This is a genomic window from Streptomyces sp. NPDC058955 (assembly GCF_042741435.1).
Classification (GTDB): domain Bacteria; phylum Actinomycetota; class Actinomycetes; order Streptomycetales; family Streptomycetaceae; genus Streptomyces.
In genome coordinates this window covers 54,568-72,341 of the sequence record NZ_JBHYKM010000021.1, presented here as the reverse complement: position 1 = coordinate 72,341, position 17,774 = coordinate 54,568, and the positions used below count along the sequence as shown (strand labels likewise).

Annotated in this window: 12 protein-coding genes; 7 read left to right on the top strand and 5 right to left on the bottom strand. The window is 73.5% G+C overall.

What is annotated here, in order from left to right:
• Nucleotides 1-298: 298 nt before the first annotated feature.
• Nucleotides 299-3,172: an AAA family ATPase gene (locus tag ACFW1I_RS11520; RefSeq protein WP_384668915.1), complete on the bottom strand. Its 2,874-nt coding sequence runs from the start codon at nucleotides 3,170-3,172 to the stop codon at nucleotides 299-301.
• Between the two features lie 102 nt (nucleotides 3,173-3,274).
• Nucleotides 3,275-4,813, bottom strand: coding sequence for a nuclear transport factor 2 family protein (locus ACFW1I_RS11515; protein WP_384668913.1), 1,539 nt, complete (start codon nucleotides 4,811-4,813; stop codon nucleotides 3,275-3,277).
• Between the two features lie 243 nt (nucleotides 4,814-5,056).
• Between ACFW1I_RS11515 and ACFW1I_RS11510 the strand changes: the two genes are divergently transcribed.
• Both ACFW1I_RS11510 and ACFW1I_RS11505 read left to right on the top strand, forming a co-directional pair.
• The gene (locus ACFW1I_RS11510) at nucleotides 5,057-6,076 is read left to right on the top strand and encodes an alcohol dehydrogenase catalytic domain-containing protein (protein ID WP_384668911.1); all 1,020 of its coding nucleotides are present in this window, start codon (nucleotides 5,057-5,059) and stop codon (nucleotides 6,074-6,076) included.
• 243 nt (nucleotides 6,077-6,319) lie between these two features.
• Nucleotides 6,320-7,282 carry a helix-turn-helix domain-containing protein gene (locus tag ACFW1I_RS11505; RefSeq protein WP_384668909.1) on the top strand — a complete coding sequence of 321 codons (963 nt, stop codon included), beginning with the start codon at nucleotides 6,320-6,322 and terminating at the stop codon, nucleotides 7,280-7,282.
• Nucleotides 7,283-7,302: 20 nt separating this feature from the next.
• On the opposite strand, the gene ACFW1I_RS11500 is transcribed toward ACFW1I_RS11505, so the two are convergent.
• Genes ACFW1I_RS11500 through ACFW1I_RS11490 form a run of 3 tightly spaced genes read right to left on the bottom strand, consistent with a single transcriptional unit; the run spans nucleotide 7,303 to nucleotide 10,887 of the window.
• Nucleotides 7,303-9,603 (bottom strand): ABC transporter permease, encoded by a 2,301-nt coding sequence (locus tag ACFW1I_RS11500; protein ID WP_384668907.1) that lies wholly within the window; start codon nucleotides 9,601-9,603, stop codon nucleotides 7,303-7,305.
• A gap of 13 nt (nucleotides 9,604-9,616) precedes the next feature.
• Nucleotides 9,617-10,384: an ABC transporter ATP-binding protein gene (locus ACFW1I_RS11495; RefSeq protein WP_384668905.1), complete on the bottom strand. Its 768-nt coding sequence runs from the start codon at nucleotides 10,382-10,384 to the stop codon at nucleotides 9,617-9,619.
• On the bottom strand, nucleotides 10,381-10,887 hold the full coding sequence (locus ACFW1I_RS11490) for a PadR family transcriptional regulator (protein WP_384668904.1): 507 nt from the start codon (nucleotides 10,885-10,887) through the stop codon (nucleotides 10,381-10,383). Before ACFW1I_RS11490 ends, ACFW1I_RS11495 begins: the two co-directional genes overlap by 4 nt.
• A gap of 160 nt (nucleotides 10,888-11,047) precedes the next feature.
• Between ACFW1I_RS11490 and ACFW1I_RS11485 the strand changes: the two genes are divergently transcribed.
• The 5 genes from ACFW1I_RS11485 to ACFW1I_RS11465 all read left to right on the top strand — a co-directional run bounded on the left by ACFW1I_RS11485 (nucleotide 11,048) and on the right by ACFW1I_RS11465 (nucleotide 17,757).
• Nucleotides 11,048-12,319: an ABC transporter substrate-binding protein gene (locus tag ACFW1I_RS11485; RefSeq protein ID WP_384668903.1), complete on the top strand. Its 1,272-nt coding sequence runs from the start codon at nucleotides 11,048-11,050 to the stop codon at nucleotides 12,317-12,319.
• Nucleotides 12,320-12,530: 211 nt separating this feature from the next.
• A complete protein-coding gene (locus tag ACFW1I_RS11480; RefSeq protein WP_384668902.1) occupies nucleotides 12,531-14,201 on the top strand; it encodes a glycoside hydrolase family 13 protein in 1,671 nt (556 codons plus the stop codon).
• Between the two features lie 31 nt (nucleotides 14,202-14,232).
• Nucleotides 14,233-15,564: an ABC transporter substrate-binding protein gene (locus tag ACFW1I_RS11475; protein ID WP_384668901.1), complete on the top strand. Its 1,332-nt coding sequence runs from the start codon at nucleotides 14,233-14,235 to the stop codon at nucleotides 15,562-15,564.
• A 13-nt stretch (nucleotides 15,565-15,577) separates the two neighbouring features.
• Entirely contained in the window at nucleotides 15,578-16,909 is a 1,332-nt protein-coding gene (locus tag ACFW1I_RS11470) for an ABC transporter permease subunit (RefSeq protein WP_384668899.1), read from the top strand.
• Nucleotides 16,906-17,757: a carbohydrate ABC transporter permease gene (locus tag ACFW1I_RS11465; RefSeq protein ID WP_384668896.1), complete on the top strand. Its 852-nt coding sequence runs from the start codon at nucleotides 16,906-16,908 to the stop codon at nucleotides 17,755-17,757. The genes ACFW1I_RS11470 and ACFW1I_RS11465 overlap by 4 nt, the downstream gene beginning before the upstream one ends.
• Nucleotides 17,758-17,774 lie beyond the last annotated feature (17 nt).

The following is a 17,774-nucleotide window of genomic DNA, read 5'->3' as shown; positions in this document are numbered from 1 at the left end:
CGCGTCAGAGCTGTGGCGCGCCGCGGCTCCCGGGCGGCGCGCCGAAGTTCCGGCGTGCTGAGCACGGACCGCGGGGGAGCGTGCGCGAGCTCCGGCGCGGGAGGGCGGCGATCAGGTGCGCGGACGCCGAGATCGGCTACGGCGGCGTGGGGTTCCGGCGGCGGCGTGACGGCCGGTTCGGTCGCGGTGGTGTGGCCCCTGTGCAAGGGCGCCTCCTTCTCGGGGGCTGTGGGAGAGTGCGGGGCCCGTGCGGGAGCTTCCGACGCCATCGAGTCTGCGCAGCCCGCCGGAGACCTGGTTAGGTCATGTGACCACGGCGGGACGGTGGCGGGGCGGACGTGCCGCTCCCGGCCGGTCGCTCGCTCCGGAGGGAACCACCGGCGCGCAGAGCCTGGGCGACGGCGCCTCTCCGCTCCACTCCCAGCTTGGGATAGATCCGGTAGAGGTGGCTGGCCACCGTGCGGGGCGAGAGACGCAGCCGCAGCCCGATCTCCCGGTTGGGCAGCCCCTCGGCGACGAGCCTCGCGACGCGCAGCTCCTGATAGGTGAGCAGCCCCGGTCCTGTGCCGGGCGGGCTCCCCGCCCGCCCCTCCTCACCCACCTTCAGCTCTTCCTCGGCCCGCCGGGCCCACGGCGTGGCGCCGAGCCGGGTGAAGGTCTCCCGTGCCGCCAGCAGTTCGCAACGGGCCTGGGCACGACGGCCCTGTCGGCGCAGCCAAGCCCCGTGGTGCAGCCGTACCCGGGCCAGTTCGAAGGGCCAGGCGTCGGCCCCGCCGAGGGCGACGGCCCGCTCGCAGGCCGGGCCGACGGCGTCGCGGGGCGCGACGAGCGCCTCGGCGGCGGCGAGCACGAAGGCGTGGCGCGGGGAGATGTCCGCCATACCGCGGGCTCGGGCGGCCCGGACTCGGTCGCGGGCCTCACCCTCCCGGCCACTGCGCGCCGCCGCGTCGACCAGATCGAGCGTTCCGGCCAGCCGGACGACGGGGTCGGGCCGGATGCCGCCGGGGAGCGGAGCGCGCGCGTGATCGTACGCGGCCTCATGGTCTCCGCCGGCCAGGGCGCAGGCGGTCCGTACGGCCATGAGCGCGGACAGAACGTGGCGATGGCCTCCGGCGACGGCCCAGGGCTGCACGGCGGCGAGGAGTTCGGCCACACGGTCCTGTCGGCCGCGAGCGGCCCACACCCGTCCCTCCTCGCAGCGCAGGAGCCGTTCGTCGAGGACCAGCCCGGCTGCCGCCGCTTCGGCGGCTCCGCGCCGGGCCCGCTCCACGGACCGGTCCCAGTGGCCCCGGAGGTAGTCGTCCCTGACCAGGGCCAGGGTGGCGCAGAGCCGCACGCTGGTCGACGCATGGGCAAGCATCAGTTCCCAGAGCTCCCGGTGGTCGTCCACCGCATCGAGGGCGAGAGCCGTCCACACCAGAGCCGGAGCGCACTCCATTACCTGATGACGCGTCAATTCCCGGACGGTCCGGTCGAGACGCGTGGCCCCGCCGGCCGCCCTGGTCGGCGGGTCGGACCAGACGTCGTGGAAGAGCCGGACGACTTCCGGCATGCCCGTCGCGTGGGCGGTGGCCGTCCGCCAAGCCTCCGGAGCGCCGGTGCCCACGGCGGCGGCGAGCAGCAGGAGGACGGCGGAGGCGCGGAGCCAGGGCTCCCCGGACGGGGAAAGCCCCGTCAGGACACCCGGCATGAGGGCGAGGGCGAGTCGGGGGTCGCCCTCGGTCCGCAGGGCCAGGAGCGCCCGCGCGAGGTCGAGCGTCGCTCCGGCCCGCCCCGCCCTCACGGTGTCGCCCGCCTCTTCGATCAGGCTCGCGGCGAGGCCGTGGTCACCGCCGAGGGCGGCCAGCCAGGCGGCGCGGGCGATCCGCCAGGCGCGGGCGGCGGGGTCGGGACTGAGCGCCGCTCCACGGGCGAGGAGGCGAGCGGCCTCGCTCTCCCCTCGGGAGCGGCCGGCCCACCGACTCATCCGGTCGAGCGCGCGGGCCACGCGTTCGTCGGGCTCCGGAGAGGCCGCAGCGGCGTGGCCGCCCTTCAGCGGGTCCCGGTCGGGCAGAATCCGCACCCACGCGCGGTGCGCGCGGCGTTGGTCCGCCGCCGGGGAGTGGAGGGCCATCCATGCCCCCAGGAGCGGGGGACGGAACCGAAGCCGCCCGGTGGCGGGGTCGGCGGCGAGCAGGCCGGCCGCGACGGCGGCGACCAGGTGCTCCCCGGCTCGTGCCACGCCCGCCGCTCGGGCCGCGTCCAGGACGAGGTGAGCGGGTCTGCCGTCACGGCCGGCGAGTGCGCAGAGCAGCAGGGTGAAACTCTGCTCTGCGGGGAGCCCGCGGACGCGGTGTGCCAGCATCCGATCGGTACGCCGCCCGGGCGGGAGGTGGTCCGGGAGGGGAGCGGCGCCGGCGCGCTGGCACGGGGTGAGTCGCGCGGGCAGTTCGGTCAGGGCCAGCGGGTTCCCGCCGGCCTCGGCGATGACACGGTCCCGGACGCCGGGTACGAGTTCCGGGTGGCGGGCCCGGAGGAGCATGGTGGCCTCTGCGGCTGTCAGCGGCGCGAGTTCGAGGATCCGGACTCCAGCCGTGTCCAGGGTGGCGAGGGCGTCGATCGTCACGGTGGCGACGGTGACGACGCCCGCCGCGTCCAGCTCGCTCCGCATCCGGGCGAGTGCGCGGACGCTCCAGGCGTCCGCGAGGTGGATGTCGTCGAGGAGGAGCACCAGCGGCCGGGCGCGGGCGGCGGCGGTCAGCATCTCCCGTACAGCCTCGTGCACCGGGGCCGCGCTCGGCGCGTCCTCACGGGCACCGTGGTCCGAGCGGCCGTCAGGTTCCCTGGTGTGCGCGGGACGCGTGCCCACCGCGCTCTCCAAGACCGCGCGCCACGCCGAGTAGCCGCTCTCGTCCGGGAGGGGCCAGACGAGCTGGTGCAGGACGCCGTACGGGACCGTGCGCTCGGCGGCGACGCCCGCCGCCCGCAGGAGGCGGCGGCCGTCGGCCGCCGCGCGCCGCCCGAACCGGTCCAGGAGCTCTGTCCGGCCCGTCCCGGGCGAGCCAGTGAGCCACACGGTCGATCCCGCCCCGCCGGGGTCGGCGAGGGTGTCTCCCAACGCCGTCCACTGGCTCCGCCGTCCCACCCATGCCGTCGTTCCGGCACGGTCCGCCCGTTCCCCCTGGCCCCACATCGGTCCCGCCCTCTTTGTTCCGATTCTCCCCCTCATGCTGCGGGGGACCGGCCCCGCGTCCCGGCGCGACGCGCACACCCCGCACGCTGAGACAAGCGCGGTTCACGGCCAGGCAAGGGACACCGGATGCGGAGCGATGCCGGGCCAGAGCCGGGCGGCCACCTGCCGGGGGTTCCAGTCCGTCCGCGCTTCCAGGATGGTGGCGTCGGCGGTCAGGGTGAACTCCTCGACACCGCGCAGGTGCGCGGTCGGGCCGAGGTAGGAGTCGGCCTCGATACTCCAGTCGGCGCGGAAGGTGCGCGCGCCGGTACGGTCGACGCGGAGGATGGTCGGCCTCATGCGGGGGAACTGACGGAGCGTGGACTCCACGAAGACGGCGAGGCGGGCACGGCCGGTGAAGGGCCGGGTGCCGGGAAGCTCCACCAGCCTGCCCTCTTCGTGGAAGAGCAGGGTCCACCCCGCCACGTCACCGTCCGCGAGCCGCGCGAAGTAGGCGGCCACCGTCCTCTCGGCGAGGTCGGCGGGAGTCTCGGCCGGTTCCGTCGCCCCGGGTGGGGCCAGGTGCGGGTCTGCCGCCGGTTCGTCGGCGAGGATCAGCCGCCCACCGAGGTCGGCGTACCAGAGGTCGGTGAGCTTGGCGTAGTCGTAGAGGGCCCGGTCGAGCGAAGGGAGCAGCGGGGCCGAGGCCCGCTGGGCCATGGAGGCGATGTCGTAGCCGAGGGAGCCGGTGTTGTGCGCCCCGAGCACGTCGAGGGCGAGCAGGTAGTGCAGGAAGAGGAATTCCTGGCAGGTCTTGGCGAGGGCCCGGACAGCGCGCAGATAGTGGAGTTCGGCGGTGACGTCGAAGGAGGTGGCGCCGTGGTCGGCGGCGGTCTCGCCGGTGGGCGGGGTGCGGGACAGCACGTGGACCAGGGTTCTGCCGTCCGCGCGCACGCGTGACTCCAGGGCGTCGAACACGGCCCGTACGCGCAGCGGCAGTCCGCGGGCGGCCTCCGACTGCGCCCCGCTGCCGTCCCTGAGCATGAGGCGCAGCGGGTGATAGTCGGCCAGGTCCATCAGATCGAGGAGTTGGCCGGCCTGTGTCGCGCGGGCGACGGCCGTGCCGGCTGCCCGGAGCAGCCGGGTGCCCCGCGTCCAGTCGCGCGCGCCGGCGGCGAGCAGGGCCTCGTCGGCGCACACCTCGGCGACACGGAGCCAGCATTCGGTCATCTGGTGGGCGCCGCGGAAGAGATGGTCCTCCGGTCCCGCCGGCCGCCGGGGGCGGAGCGCGGCGAGAAGGTCCTCGGCCGGCGCGGTCGCGCCCCGGACCGGGCCGAGCGCCCGCCCGGCCTCCAGCACCGCGGTGCGGCCGTCCCTCAGAACGGCGGCGCAGCGTTCGCGTCGCTGCTCGCGGTCGACGTAGGGGCGGCGGTCCTCTCCGACGTCAGCCAGCAGCCGCCGGGCCAGCCGGAGGGCCGTCCGGCCCGCGGACTCCGCGGCCGAGGCGGCACTCCGCCCGGGCCCTTCCCAGGCCGAACGCAACACGGCGAGCCGGATGTAGAGCTCGTACGGGGTGGACGGCCGGGGCGCGCGGGGAGAGTCGGTGGTGTTCCGCGGGGACGACGGGGGTGCGGGGAGTACGGGCGGGGGCGCGAGGGACATGGGGACTCCGGGCGTCGGCGGGCCGCGGGGGGCGGCGGCGCTGCGGGCTGGGGTGACCGGACGCTAGACGGGACCGCCGCGGGTGGCCGCCCGCCGTGGGCCGGGAGTGCCCGTTCGGTCATGGCACGGTGCCGTCGGTGCACTCCGGCGGCGGGACGGGCCGCCGTGCGGGGCTGTCGGCGAACGATGCCGTTGCGACGGGCGGCGTGGCGCCGGAGAGACCCGCGCGGATCGGAGTGACGGATGACCCGGCTGAAGGCGGTACAGGTGAGGTTCCCCGGCGGTCCCTTCGAGTGGGTGGAGGACGCCCTGCCAGTGCCCGGTCCGGGCGAGGTGCGCGTCCGGGTGGAGGCCGCAGGGGTGTGCGGGACCGATGCCCTGCTGCTGTCCGGGGCCTTTCCCGGCACGGTCTTCCCGCTGGTTCCCGGCCACGAGGTGGCCGGGCGGGTCGACGCTCTCGGTGAGGGCGTCACGGGGCGTGCCGTCGGGGACCGGGTCGCCGTGGGATGGTTCGGCGGTGAATGCGGCCGGTGCCCGGCCTGCCGGGCCGGCGATCTCATGATGTGCCCGGACCTCGTGGTGCCGGGGCGGACGGTACGGGGCGGGTACGCGGGGCATGTCGTCGTCCCGGAGCGCGGGCTGGCGCGCGTCCCGGATGGTCTGGAGGCCACGGAGGCGGCGCCGATGGGCTGCGCGGGTGTGACGGCCTTCAACGCCGTGCGGCACAGCGGTGCCGGGCCGGGGGACCTGGTCGCCGTGCTCGGTCTGGGCGGCGTCGGTCATCTGGCGGTGCAGTACGCCGTCCGCTCCGGACTGCGGACCGTCGTGGTGGCGCGTGGGGCGGAGAAGGGGCTCCTCGCCGTCAGACTCGGGGCGCACGGCTACATCGACGCGGACACGGGCACGGCGGCGGACGGGCTGCGCCGCCTCGGCGGCGCCCGGGCCGTGATCGCCACGGCGGCCAGCGCGGCGGCGGCCGGCGCGCTGCTGCCCGGCCTCGCCCCGCGGGGTCGGTTGGTCGTCGTGGGGGTGGACGCGGAGCCCCTGGCAGTGCCCACGGGTGCGCTCGTCGCGACGGGCCAGACGATCGTGGGGGTGCCGGCCGGAACGGCCGCCGACGTGGAGGAGGCCATGCGGTTCGCCGTGCTGCACGGGATACGGCCGCTGGTGGAGGCCCTCCCCCTGTCCCGGGCGGCCGAGGCGTTCGACACGATGCTGGCGGGCCGCGCCAGACTGCGTGTCGTGCTCACGCCGGAGGCCTGAGCTCAGGGACGGACCGCCCCCCCGCTGCCTCGTGTCGGCCACGACGGGCGCGTCCGGCGCGAGGGCGCGGCGCGGGCTCGCCTTGTCCCTGCGCGCAGTCTTCATGTCCCACTCCGCAGGGTTGGGGCGATCCCACCCGACCGTCTGTCCTGGCCGGCCGTCCCGCACTTACGCTTCCGCCGACGTGGCCAAGCAGGAGGTTCGACGATGTTGGTGACGTGGGGGACTTCCGCGCTCCCTCTGGTGGACCGGGCCGATGCCCTGCGCCAGACGATCCGGGATCAGCTCGTGCCCGTCGAGTTGGTACTGCCGGAACGCGCCGGGGACATCTTCGCCGATGTGGCGATCACCAATCTGGGTTCACTCCAGATCAGTTCGGTCCAGGCCAATCCGGCGACCGTGCATCGCACGCCCCGGCTCGCCCGTTCGGCCGACTGGCAGCCGATGCTGTTCCTCAGCCTGCAGGTGTCCGGCCAGAGTTCGGTGGTCCAGGACGGGCGCCAGGCGACCCTGGAACCCGGTGACATCGCGGTCTACGACACCCGGCGGCCTTACACCCTCCTCTTCGACAAGGGTGTCGACATGCACTTCTTCCGCATCCCGCTGGACGATCTGGCGCTGCCGGACGCGGCGATCCGGGAGGTCACGGCCCGGACCCTGGGCGCGGAGGGCACGGTCTCCGGGCTCGCCGCGCTCTATCTCGCGCAGCTGGCCGCCCACCCGACCCTGCACGCCGGACCGGCCTCGGAGTTCGCGATCGCGCCGAGTACGGAACTCATCCGCGCCGCCATCGCGGCGGAGGCGGACCGGCCGTCACTCGCCGTCGGCCCGCTGCACGAGACGTTGGGCATCCGCGTCCTGGAGTACATGCGAACCCACCTCGCCGACCCCGCTCTCTCCCCCGCGTCCGTCGCCAGGGCCCACCACATCTCGGTGCGCTACCTGTACGCGGTCCTGGCCCGTTCCGGAGTCGGCTTCGGCGAATGGGTCCGTACGCACCGCCTCGACGCCTGCCGGAGGGAGCTGTCCCGGCGGCCCGCCGGCCCGGACACGATCTCCACCATCGCCCGCCGGTGGGGCTTCAAATCGCCCTCCCACTTCAGCCGAGCCTTCAAGAGCGCCTTCGGCATGTCCCCACAGGCGTGGCGTGAGACCCGCCTCCTCGACTCCCGGCCGGCGCAGGAGGACAACGGTCCGGGAGCTTGAGCCTCCCGGACCTGAGCCCGTCAGAGGACCGCGCCGCCCGCCGCGTCGAGCAGCCGCCGGCGGACCATCCGCGCGGCGGGGGCGAGGGCGGCCCCGGCCGCCACGGTGGTCACTGACGCGACGAGGACCACCAGGGCGGCCGGCGAGGGCAGACGGGTGATCCCCGCACCGACCCCCAGGGCCGCGGCCTCCCGTTCGACCAGCCACCAGCCGGCGGCGGCACCGAGGGCCGCCCCGGCGACCGCCGCGGCGACGGCGGTCAGCACCACCCCTGTCACGATCACCGCGCCGATCTGACGCGGTGTGAGGCCTACGGCTCGCAGCGCCGGCAGGTCCCGCACGCGGGCGCGCGTCCGGGTGGCGATGAGGGCGTGCAGTTCGACGAGGGCGATGGACGCGAGCACGGCGATGACGGCCACGAGGACGCCGCCCGGAATCTCGTCGGCGGGCTCCGGTGTCGCTCGGACGTCCAGGGCGGGGCCGACCGCCGCACGGACGGCGTCGGCGACCGCCCGGGGATCGGCGCCCGGGTGCAGGACCAGCGCGTGAAAGTCGGGCCGGAGGCCGGGCACGGCTTCCCGCACCGTGTCGAGAGAGGTGGTGACGACCCGGCCGCCGTGACCGGGCTCGATGCTCCGTCCGACGAGGTGCAGCACCAGCGGACGCCCGGAGACGGTCACACGGATCCACTCGCCCACCCGTACGTCCAGCAGGTCGAGCAGTCCCTGCCCGGCCACCGCCTCGTCCGGGCCGTCCGGAGCGCGGCCTTCGGCCACGGTGTGGGGGTACGGCGGCGTCCGGCCGTCGCCGAGCCCCCGCAGGACGATGGTGCCCGTCTGGCCGGGCGCGAGGGCCACCGTCTCCACGCCGGGGTAGACGGCCTCCACGCCGGCGAGCGGAGCGGGTGGCGGGGCTTCGCCCGGTTGTTCGGCGCGCACGGTCAGGGCGGCCGCGCGGCCCACCCGGGTGGGGTCATCGTGGAACTGACCGAGCGTCGACCAGGCGGTGAGGGCGACGGTCATCAGAGCGACCGGCAGAGCGAGGCGCGCCAGGGGAGCGGCGGTACGGGCGCGCCGGGAGAAGACGGAGCGCCAGCCGAGGACAAGCGCCGGGGAGAGGCGCAGGCCGATAGCGCTGCGGCCCAGGCGGGTGAGCGGCGCGGCGGCGAGCACGGCGCGCGCGGCGGGGACGGGAGGCACCTGGCCCGCCTGCCAGGCGGCGACGCCGGTGGCCAGGCCGATGAGCAGGGCGGCCGCCATCGGCAGCCCGAGCACGATCGCGCCGTGGCCGGGCATCTCGGGCCAGAGACGTGCCGCCTCGCCGATGACGCCGGGCAGGCGGGGTCCGGCCACCAGGGTGACGGCGGTGCCGACGGCCGCACCGGCCACGGCCAGGCCCAGGTGCTGGATGAGGAAGCCCCGTACCACCTGTCCCGGGGTGAAGCCCACAGCCTTGAGCACGGTGATGTCCTTGAGCTGTCCGCGGACCCGGGAGCGCACCGCGCCGGAGGCGGTCACGGCGGCCGAGACGAGGGCGGCCGTGCCGAAGGCGGCGAACACCTGCCCAAGCAGCCGGTCGCCGCCAGCCTCCTCCTGGGCTTGCCGCCATGTGGTGACCTGATGGATGTTGCTGGCGCCGAGCAGGGTCACCGCCCGTTGGACGGCGTATTCGGTGTCGTCGTCGGGGTCCTTGAGGCGGACTCCGAGTATCAGTCCCCGGCGGCCGTCCGGGGCGCGGCCGAGGGCGGCCGGGGAGGCCCAGGCGATGCCTTCGGTCCGGCCGGCCCGGTAGCCGGGTTCGGCGGTCTGGGCGATGCCCACGACGCGGAGGGTCAGGGGGGTGCCGGCCGGGCCGGTGACGGTGACGGTCTCGCCGGGATCGGCCCACAGGGCGCGGGCCAGGGTGTGTTCGAGGACCACCTCCCCGGGTCCGCCGGGCGGGGCGGGACGAGCCCAGCGGCCCTCGGTGACCAGGGGGCGGGCCACGTCCGGGGGCTGTACGGGTGCTTCCCGCAGGACGACGCGGGCGCGGACGCCGGCCGACGCCATGGCGGTCTCGGTCGTCGGCAGGGGTTCGGAGACGGCGTCGACCTCGGCCAGGGAGATCAGCGGAGTGAGGTCGGTGCCGATGTCGACCCGCAGCCAGACGTGGGCGCCCCGGGACTGGCTGAAGAGCCGCTGCCAAGGGTTGGCGGCGAAGCTGAGGAGGGCCGCCGACAGCAGGAGGCAGGTGATCACGCCGGCGCTGGCGAGCAGCGCGAAGAGGGCTTCGGCCCGGTGTGCGCGCAGGTCGGACAGGGCCCACCGCCAGGTGGCTCGCACGGCGTCTCCCCCTCTATGCCTTCAGCCGGAGCACGGCGGCGGCTCCCCGAGGGTGCGCGGCCTCTCCGCCGAGGGCCGCGTCGTCGGCTATGCGCCCGTCGAAGAAGCTGACGACGCGGTCGGCGGCGCTGGCCATACGGGCGTCGTGGGTGACCATGAGGATGGTCTGGCCGTGCCGGTGGAAGCGGGAAAGCAGGCGCAGGACGTCACGGGTGCCCTTGCCGTCGAGGCTGCCGGCCGGTTCGTCGGCGAGCAACAGGGCGGGCTCATTGACGAGGGCGCGGGCGAGGGCCACGCGCTGCTGTTCGCCTCCGGACAGTTCCCCCGGCATGGAGCGGAGGCGGTCGGCGAGGCCGAGTTCGGCGAGGAGTTCGGTTGCCTTCCGCCGGGCGGACCGGGGGGTGGCGCCGGCGAGGAGCGCGGAGAGTTCGACGTTGTCGGCGACGGTGAGGTCGGTGACGAGGTTGAAGAACTGGAAGACGATCCCGACCCGCCGTCTGCGCAGGAGGGCCCAGCGCGCTTCGGAGAGTCCGTCGACGCGTTCTCCGCCGAGCCAGAGGCGGCCGTCGTCAGGGCGCTGGAGGCCGCCGAGGAGGTGGAGGAGGGTGGACTTGCCGGCGCCGGAGGGGCCGGTGACGGCGACGAACTCCCCGGCCTGAACGGTCAGGTCGACCCCGCGCACGGCTTGGACAGGAGCGCTGTCGCCATGATGGGTCTTGGTCAGGCCCTCCGCCGTCACGATCGTTCCGGCCGAGGGTGGCCTGTCCGTGCTGTCGCTCATTCCAGCTCCTCCTGGCACCGCTCCAGCCAGTCGAGGTCGGCCTGGAGGTGCAGCATGGCCCCTTCGATCAGCAGCTGGGCGATCTTGTTGTCACGGTCCTCGGTCGCGGCGAGGCCGGACAAGGCGCGCATCGTGTTCAGGTGTCGGCGCCGCTGCCGGTTGATCAGGGCGACGGGGTCGGCGAGGCCGACCAGGTGGGCCAGTGCGAGCTTCATGAAGAAGTCCTCGCGGAGCCGTGGTTCGTCGGTGGGCTCCTCGAACCAGGCGGCGGCGGCCTCCCGTCCGGCTTCGGTGAGCCGGTAGATCCGTTTGTTGGGGCGGCCGGTCTGTTCGACGTCCTCGCCCTCGATCAGTCCGCTCTTCTCCAGCCGTCCGAGCGTCACGTAGATTTGGCCGACGTTCGGCTGAGGGTAGGCGGAGCCGAGGAGTTGTTCAAGGCCCTGCTTGAGCTCGTAGCCGTGGGCGGGGCCTCGTGTGAGGAGTGCCAGCAGCTGCTGCCGCACGCGCTCCCCCTTCTGTCTCGTTCCGGATCGTGGCGCGGGACGCGGGCCCGGACGGGGTCGGCGGGAGTGTCGTGCGCCCGTCCAGTATCGCCGATCCCCCCCGGACGCACCTGTGCCACGATGGTGCCGGTCGCGACGGCATCGGTCCCGGGAGGGGAACATGCGATGGATGCGAGCCGCGCGGAGGGGTCTGCTGGCCACAGTGGTCGTGCTCGCGGGTCTCTCGGGCCCCGCGCGGCCGGCCGGTGAGGCGGCCGAGGCGGGGCGGGGACCGCTGACGTTCGTCACGGCCGGGGATCTGACCGGCTATCTCGGACCGGTGGTGGAGGAGTGGAACCGGGACCGGCCGGCGGAGCCGGTGACGCTGGTCGAGCTGCCCGACTCGGCCGACGAGGCCCGGGCCCAGATGCTCAGCGAACTGCGTTCCGGAAGCAGCCGGTTCGACGTCCTGAACATCGACGTGGCCTGGACGGCGGAGTTCGCGGCCGGTGGGCTGGTCCGGTCCCTTGAACCCGACCGCTTCGCCCTGGACTCGTTCCTGCCACCGGTGGTCGGGACGGCCACCTTCGAGGGCCGGCTGTACGCGGTGCCGTACGTCACCAACGCGGGGCTGTTGTACTACCGAGCGGACGTCCTGGCGGCGGCGGGTGAGAAGCCGCCCCGGACCTGGGCGGAACTCGCCCGGCAGGCGCGGACGCTCGGCCCCCGATACGGTCTCGACGGGTACGCGGGCCAGTTCCTGCCGTACGAGGGGCTGACCGTCAACGTCACCGAAGCGATCAGGTCGGCGGGCGGGTCGATCCTCGGCGCCGAGGGGAAACGGGTCGAGGTCGACTCGGAGGCCGCCCGCGCAGGGCTCAGCGTGCTCGCCGACGGGGTGCGCGAGGGCTGGATAGCGCGGGAGGCGCTGGACTACACGGAAGAGGAGTCGCGTGCGAGGTTCGAGTCGGGCCGGCTGCTCTTCCTGCGGAACTGGCCGTACGTGCACCGGGAGGCGAGCAGCCCCGGTTCGAAGGTCGCCGGGCGTTTCGGGGTCGTCCCCCTGCCAGGGCTCCACGGACCGGGGACGAGCGTCCTCGGCGGCTCCAGCCTCGCTGTCTCGGCCCGCTCGCGGCACAGCACGACGGCCGCCGAGTTCATCGCGTACCTGACGAGCGAGCCGGTGCAGCGGCGGGTCCTCACGCTCGGGTCCCTGCCACCCGTGCGAGCGTCGCTGTACGAGGACCCGGCCCTCATCGCGTCCCACCCCTACCTCCCGGTGCTCAGGCAGAGCCTGCTGACGGCGACGCCCCGGCCCAAGAGCCCGCAGTACGAGCAGGTGAGTCTGGTCGTCCAGGCGGTGGGCCAGGACATCCTGGCACTGCGCGAGACACCCGACACCGCCGTACGCAGACTCAGCCGCGAACTGGCGACCGTCACTGCCCGCCCCTGACCCTCCCGCACCACTCCCCCACCCACCCTCTCTACTTGCTCGTTAGGTAGAGAGGGTGCCCCTTTTCCCGGCCATCATGTCCAAGAGGGCACTGCGCCGGGATGGTTGAGCCGCAACGTTGACATCTTCTCGTCACTGCTACTTAACATGAATGTACATCTGAGGCTCCCGAAAGGGGCGCTCGCCTTCACTTCAGACAGGTCGACGCGTAATGCTCAACACCCTTGCGGACGGCACCGGCCGTCCCACACCCACCTCCGCGGGCACGCCTTGGTGGCGCGACGCGGTGATCTACCAGGTCTACGTACGCAGCTTCCTCGACAGCACGGGAGACGGGGTCGGCGACCTGCCCGGCGTCCGGGCCGGCCTTCCGTATCTGAAGAGGCTCGGCGTGGACGGCGTCTGGCTGAGCCCGTTCTACCCCTCGCCGCAGCGCGACCACGGGTACGACGTCGCCGACTACCAGAATGTCGACCCCGTCTACGGGAACCTGGAGGAGTTCGACCGGCTCGTCGCCCAGGCCCATCGGCTCGGCCTCAAGCTGCTGATCGACATCGTCCCCAACCACTGCTCCAGCGCGCACCCCTGGTTCCGGGAGGCCCTCGCGGAGGGTCCCGGCGGGCCGGCGCGCTCCCTGTTCCACTTCGCGCCGGGCCGGGGGTCCGCCGGGGAGGAGCCCCCGAACAACTGGCATGCGATGTTCGGCGGCCCCGCCTGGAGCCGGGTCACGGAGCCGGACGGCACCCCGGGCGACTGGTACCTCCACCTCTTCACCCCCGACCAGCCGGATCTCAACTGGCGCGACCCCCGGGTCTCCGCCTACTTCGAGCGGGTGCTCCGCTTCTGGCTGGACCGGGGGGTGGACGGGTTCCGGATCGACGTCGCCGCCGGGCTGTTCAAGCACCCCGACCTGCCGGACTCGGACGATCCGCGGGCGGACGAGCGGACTCGCGACTCGGTCAATCCGCTGGCCTGGAACCAGCCCGAGGTCCACGATGTGTGGCGCCAGTGGCGGGCGGTGTGCGAGGAATACACGCGCCGTGACGGGGTGGAGCGGTTGCTCGTCGGCGAGGTGTCCGTCCCCACCGCCCGCGAACACGCCTTGTACGTACGCCCGGACGAGCTGCACCAGGCGTTCTTCTTCGACCTGCTGAGCGCCCCCTGGGACGCGGCCGCCTTCCGCTCGGTGATCGACGAGGCCCTGCGGGACATCGCCGGAACGGGGTCGACCGTGACGTGGGTGCTCAACAACCACGACCAGGTCCGCACGGTGACGCGGTACGCGGGCGGGCCGGGCGGCGAGCACGTCGGCTCCGCGCGGGCGCGCGCGGCGGCGCTGCTCATGCTCTCGCTGCCCGGCGCCGCGTACGTCTACCAGGGCGAGGAGCTGGGCCTGCCGGAGGTCCTCGACCTCCCCGACGACGTCCTAACCGACCCGATCTTCCACCGGACGGGCAGCCGGGCACGGGTCCGGGACGGCTGCCGCGTCCCGCTCCCTTGGTCCGGGCAGGCGTCCCCGTTCGGGTTCAGCGAAGGCGCCACCGGGGTGCGCACGTGGCTGCCGCAGCCGGAGTGGTTCGCCGAGTACGCCACAGACCGGGCCCTCGCCGACACCCGCTCGTTCTGGCACCTGTACCGGGAGGGCTTGCAACTACGTCGCAGCCTGCCCCAGTTGGGCGAGGGGCAGCTGCGCTGGCTGGAGGCTCCGCCGCACGTCCTCGCGATGGACCGGGGCGACGGGCTCATCTGCGCCGTGAACTTCGGGACCGAGCCGGTGCCCGCGCCGGTCCCCGGCGCTCCGCTGCTGACCAGCGGGCCCTGCCGGCCCGGCGAGCTGCCGGGTTCGACCGCCGCCTGGTGGCTCGCCGACGGCACCCCCTGACCATTCACTTCCGACTCATGAAGGGACCATCATGCGACAGACCGGCGCGAGAACCGTCCGTGCCACGGCCGTGGGCTCCACCCTGCTCGCCCTCGCCGTCACGATGACCGCCTGCGGAGACGCAGGCACGGCCGCCACGGGCGGTGAGCTGAAGGGCACGACCGTCACGGTCGCCGGTGTCTGGACCGGCAGCGAGCAGAAGAACTTCAAGAAGGTCCTCGACGCGTTCGGCGCGAAGACCGGCGCCAAGACCGTCTTCGTCCCCTCCGGCGACAACGTCTCCACCTTCGTCGGCAGCAAGATCGAGGGCGGCAACGCCCCCGACGTCGTCCTCGTCCCCCAGGTCGGCGTCCTCCAGCAGTTCGCGAAGGCCGGCTGGCTGAAGCCGCTCTCCGAGCGGGCCGCCACGACCGCCGGCGGCAACCTCGCGCCGGTGTGGAAGAACTACGGCACGGTCGACGGCACCTTCTACGGCCTGTACTTCAAGGCCGCCCACAAGTCGACCGTCTGGTACGCCCCCGACGCGCTGGAACAGGCTGGGGTCACCGAGCCGAAGAGCTGGGAGGAACTCCTCGCGGCCGGCCGGACGCTCGCCGACTCCGGCCGCCCGGCCTTCGCCGTCGCCGGCGAGGACGGCTGGACCCTCACCGACTGGTTCGAGAACGTCTACCTGTCGCAGGCCGGACCGGAGAAGTACGACCGGCTCGCCCGCCACGAGCTGAAGTGGACCGACCCCAGCGTCGTCACCGCCCTCACCACCCTCGCCGAGGTCTTCAAGGACAAGCGGCTGGTCGCGGGCGGCGCCGCCGAGGCGCTCCGCACCGACTTCCCCGGCTCCGTCGAGAAGGTCTTCGGCCCCGAGCCCAAGGCCGCCCTGGTCTACGAGGGCGACTTCGTCGGCGGCGTCGCCAAGGACGAGTACGGCAAGAAGCCCGGCGAGGACGCGAAGTTCTTCCCCTTCCCGCCGGTCGGCTCCGGCAAGGCCCCGGTCGTCAGCGGCGGCGACGCCGCCGTCGTCCTCAAGGACGCGAAGAACGCCGACGCCGGGATGAAGCTCCTCGAATTCCTCGCCACCCCGGAGGCGGCCGAGGTGTGGGCCGGGGCAGGAGGTTTCCTCTCCCCCAACAAGGACGTGAAGCCCGAGGCGTACGCCGACGACACTGCACGGGCCACCGCCGCCTCGCTCGTCGCCGCTGGCGACTCGGTCCGCTTCGACATGTCCGACCAGGCACCGGCCGCCTTCGGCGGCACGAAGGGCGCGGGCGAGTGGAAGATCCTCCAGGACTTCCTGCGCGACCCCTCGAACCCCGAGGCCACCGCCGCCGCCCTGGAGACGGCGGCCGCCAAGGCCCACGGCAACTGAGGCCGCTCCCGAGATGACCCAGCATCCGACAGCGCGCGCCGCGGGCGACCCGCGGCGCCGCGCCCTGCGCCGACGGCAGCTCGTCGGCGCCTCCTTCGCCCTGCCCACCCTGCTGTTGCTCGGCGCTCTCGTCGTCTACCCGGTGATGTTCTCCTTCGTGCGGAGCCTCTTCGACGCGAGCGGCGACCGGTTCGTCGGCGGAGGCAACTATGCGGAGATCTTCCAGGACACCGCCACCCTCAAAGCCCTGCGGAACAGCGCCCTCTGGGTGCTGGTGGCGCCCGCGCTGCTGACCGGGCTCGGGCTGGTGCTCGCCGTGCTCACCGAGAAGGTGCGCTGGGCGACCGCGTTCAAGATGGTGTTGTTCCTCCCCATGGCCGTCTCCTTCCTCGCCGCCGGAATCGTCTTCCGGCTCGCGTACGAACAGGACCCGGACCGGGGCGTCCTTAACGCGGTGGTCACCGGCGTCCACGACTCCTTCGCCGCACCGTCCCCCTATCCGACGGCACGGGCCAGGGATGGGCAGGGACTGGTGGGAAGCCCCGGCGCCGGCTACACCAGCGGCCCCGTGCGGCCCGGCGCCTCCCTGGTCCTCCCGTTCGTCGGCGTGGCACCGGACGCGGTGCCGGCGGAGGCGGAGCCGGCCGCCCAGCCGCAGGGCGACACAGGCGGCGCGCTGACGGGCGCCGCGTTCCTGGACTTCACCCCGGGCGGCGGCGGTAGGCAGGGCCGGGCCGACCCGGCGGAGCGGGGACTGCCTGGCATGACGGTCGAGGTGGTCCGCGGCGACGCGGTCATAGCGACCACCAGCACGCGCGCCGACGGGTCGTTCCGCTTCGAGGGCCTCGCGGACGACACGTACCACGTACGCGTTCCCGCCGGGAACTTCGCGACCCCCTACGGGGGAGTCAACTGGCTCGGTCCGGCCCTCGTCACTCCCGCGATCATCGGAGCGTATCTCTGGGTCTGGACCGGCTTCTCGATGGTGCTGATCGGGGCAGGTCTCGCCGCGATCCCCCGCGATGCGCTGGAGGCGGCCCGGATCGACGGCGCGAGCGAAGGGCAGATCTTCCGCAGGATCACCGTGCCGCTGCTCGCCCCCGTCCTCACCGTCGTCTTCGTGACGCTCGTGATCAACGTGATGAAGGTCTTCGACCTCGTCTACATCATCGCGCCCGGACCGGTCCAGGAGGAGGCGAACGTGCTTGCCACCCGTATGTGGCTGGTCTCCTTCGGTGGCGGCAACGACCAGGGGCTCGGCAGCGCACTGAGCGTCCTGCTGCTCCTTCTCGTCGTCCCTGCCATGGTCTTCAACATCCGCCGTTTCAAGAAGGGAGGCGGATGATGGACAGCCGCACCGGGCCCACCCGCTGGCTGGGCAACTCGGTGGTCCAGGTCCTGCTGGCACTGGTCGGGCTGATCTGGATCACACCGCTCGCCGGGCTGCTCCTGTCCTCGCTCCGCACCGAGCGGGACAACGCGTCAAGCGGCTGGTGGACCTCCTTCCTCGACCCCGCGCAGCTCTCCTTCGACAACTACACGGCGCTGCTACAGGACGCGGGGCTGGTCCAGGCGTTCTGGAACACCGTCCTCATCTCCGTACCGACGACCCTGCTCGTCGTCGTCGTCGCCTCCCTTGCCGGATATGCCTTCGCCTGGCTGGACTTCCCCGGGCGGGACGCGGTCTTCCTCGTCGTGGTCGGCCTGCTGGTGGTGCCGGTCCAGGTGGGACTGCTGCCGGTGGCCAAACTGTTCGGCACGGTCGGCCTGTTCGGGACCGTGGCGGGCGTGATCCTCTTCCACGTGGCGTACGGGCTGCCGTTCGCCGTCTTCCTCCTGAGGAACTACTTCGCCCAGATCCCCAGGGAGATGCTGGAGGCGGCGCGGCTCGACGGCGGCAGCGAGTGGCGGATCTTCCTTCGGCTGATCCTGCCGCTCGGCCGGCCCGCCATCGCCAGCCTGGCGATCTTCCAGTTCCTGTGGGTCTGGAACGACATGCTCGTGGCGCTGCTCTTCGCCGACAGCGGCTCCCAGCCGCTGACGGTGGCCCTCCAGTCGCAGATGCGCCAGTTCGGCAGCAACATCGGGATCCTCGCACCGGGGGCATTCCTCTCCCTCGTCGTGCCGCTGGTGGTGTTCTTCGCCTTCCAGAAGCACTTCGTCCAAGGGGTGATGGCCGGCTCGGTCAAGTAGGCCGTGCCCTTGCGGAC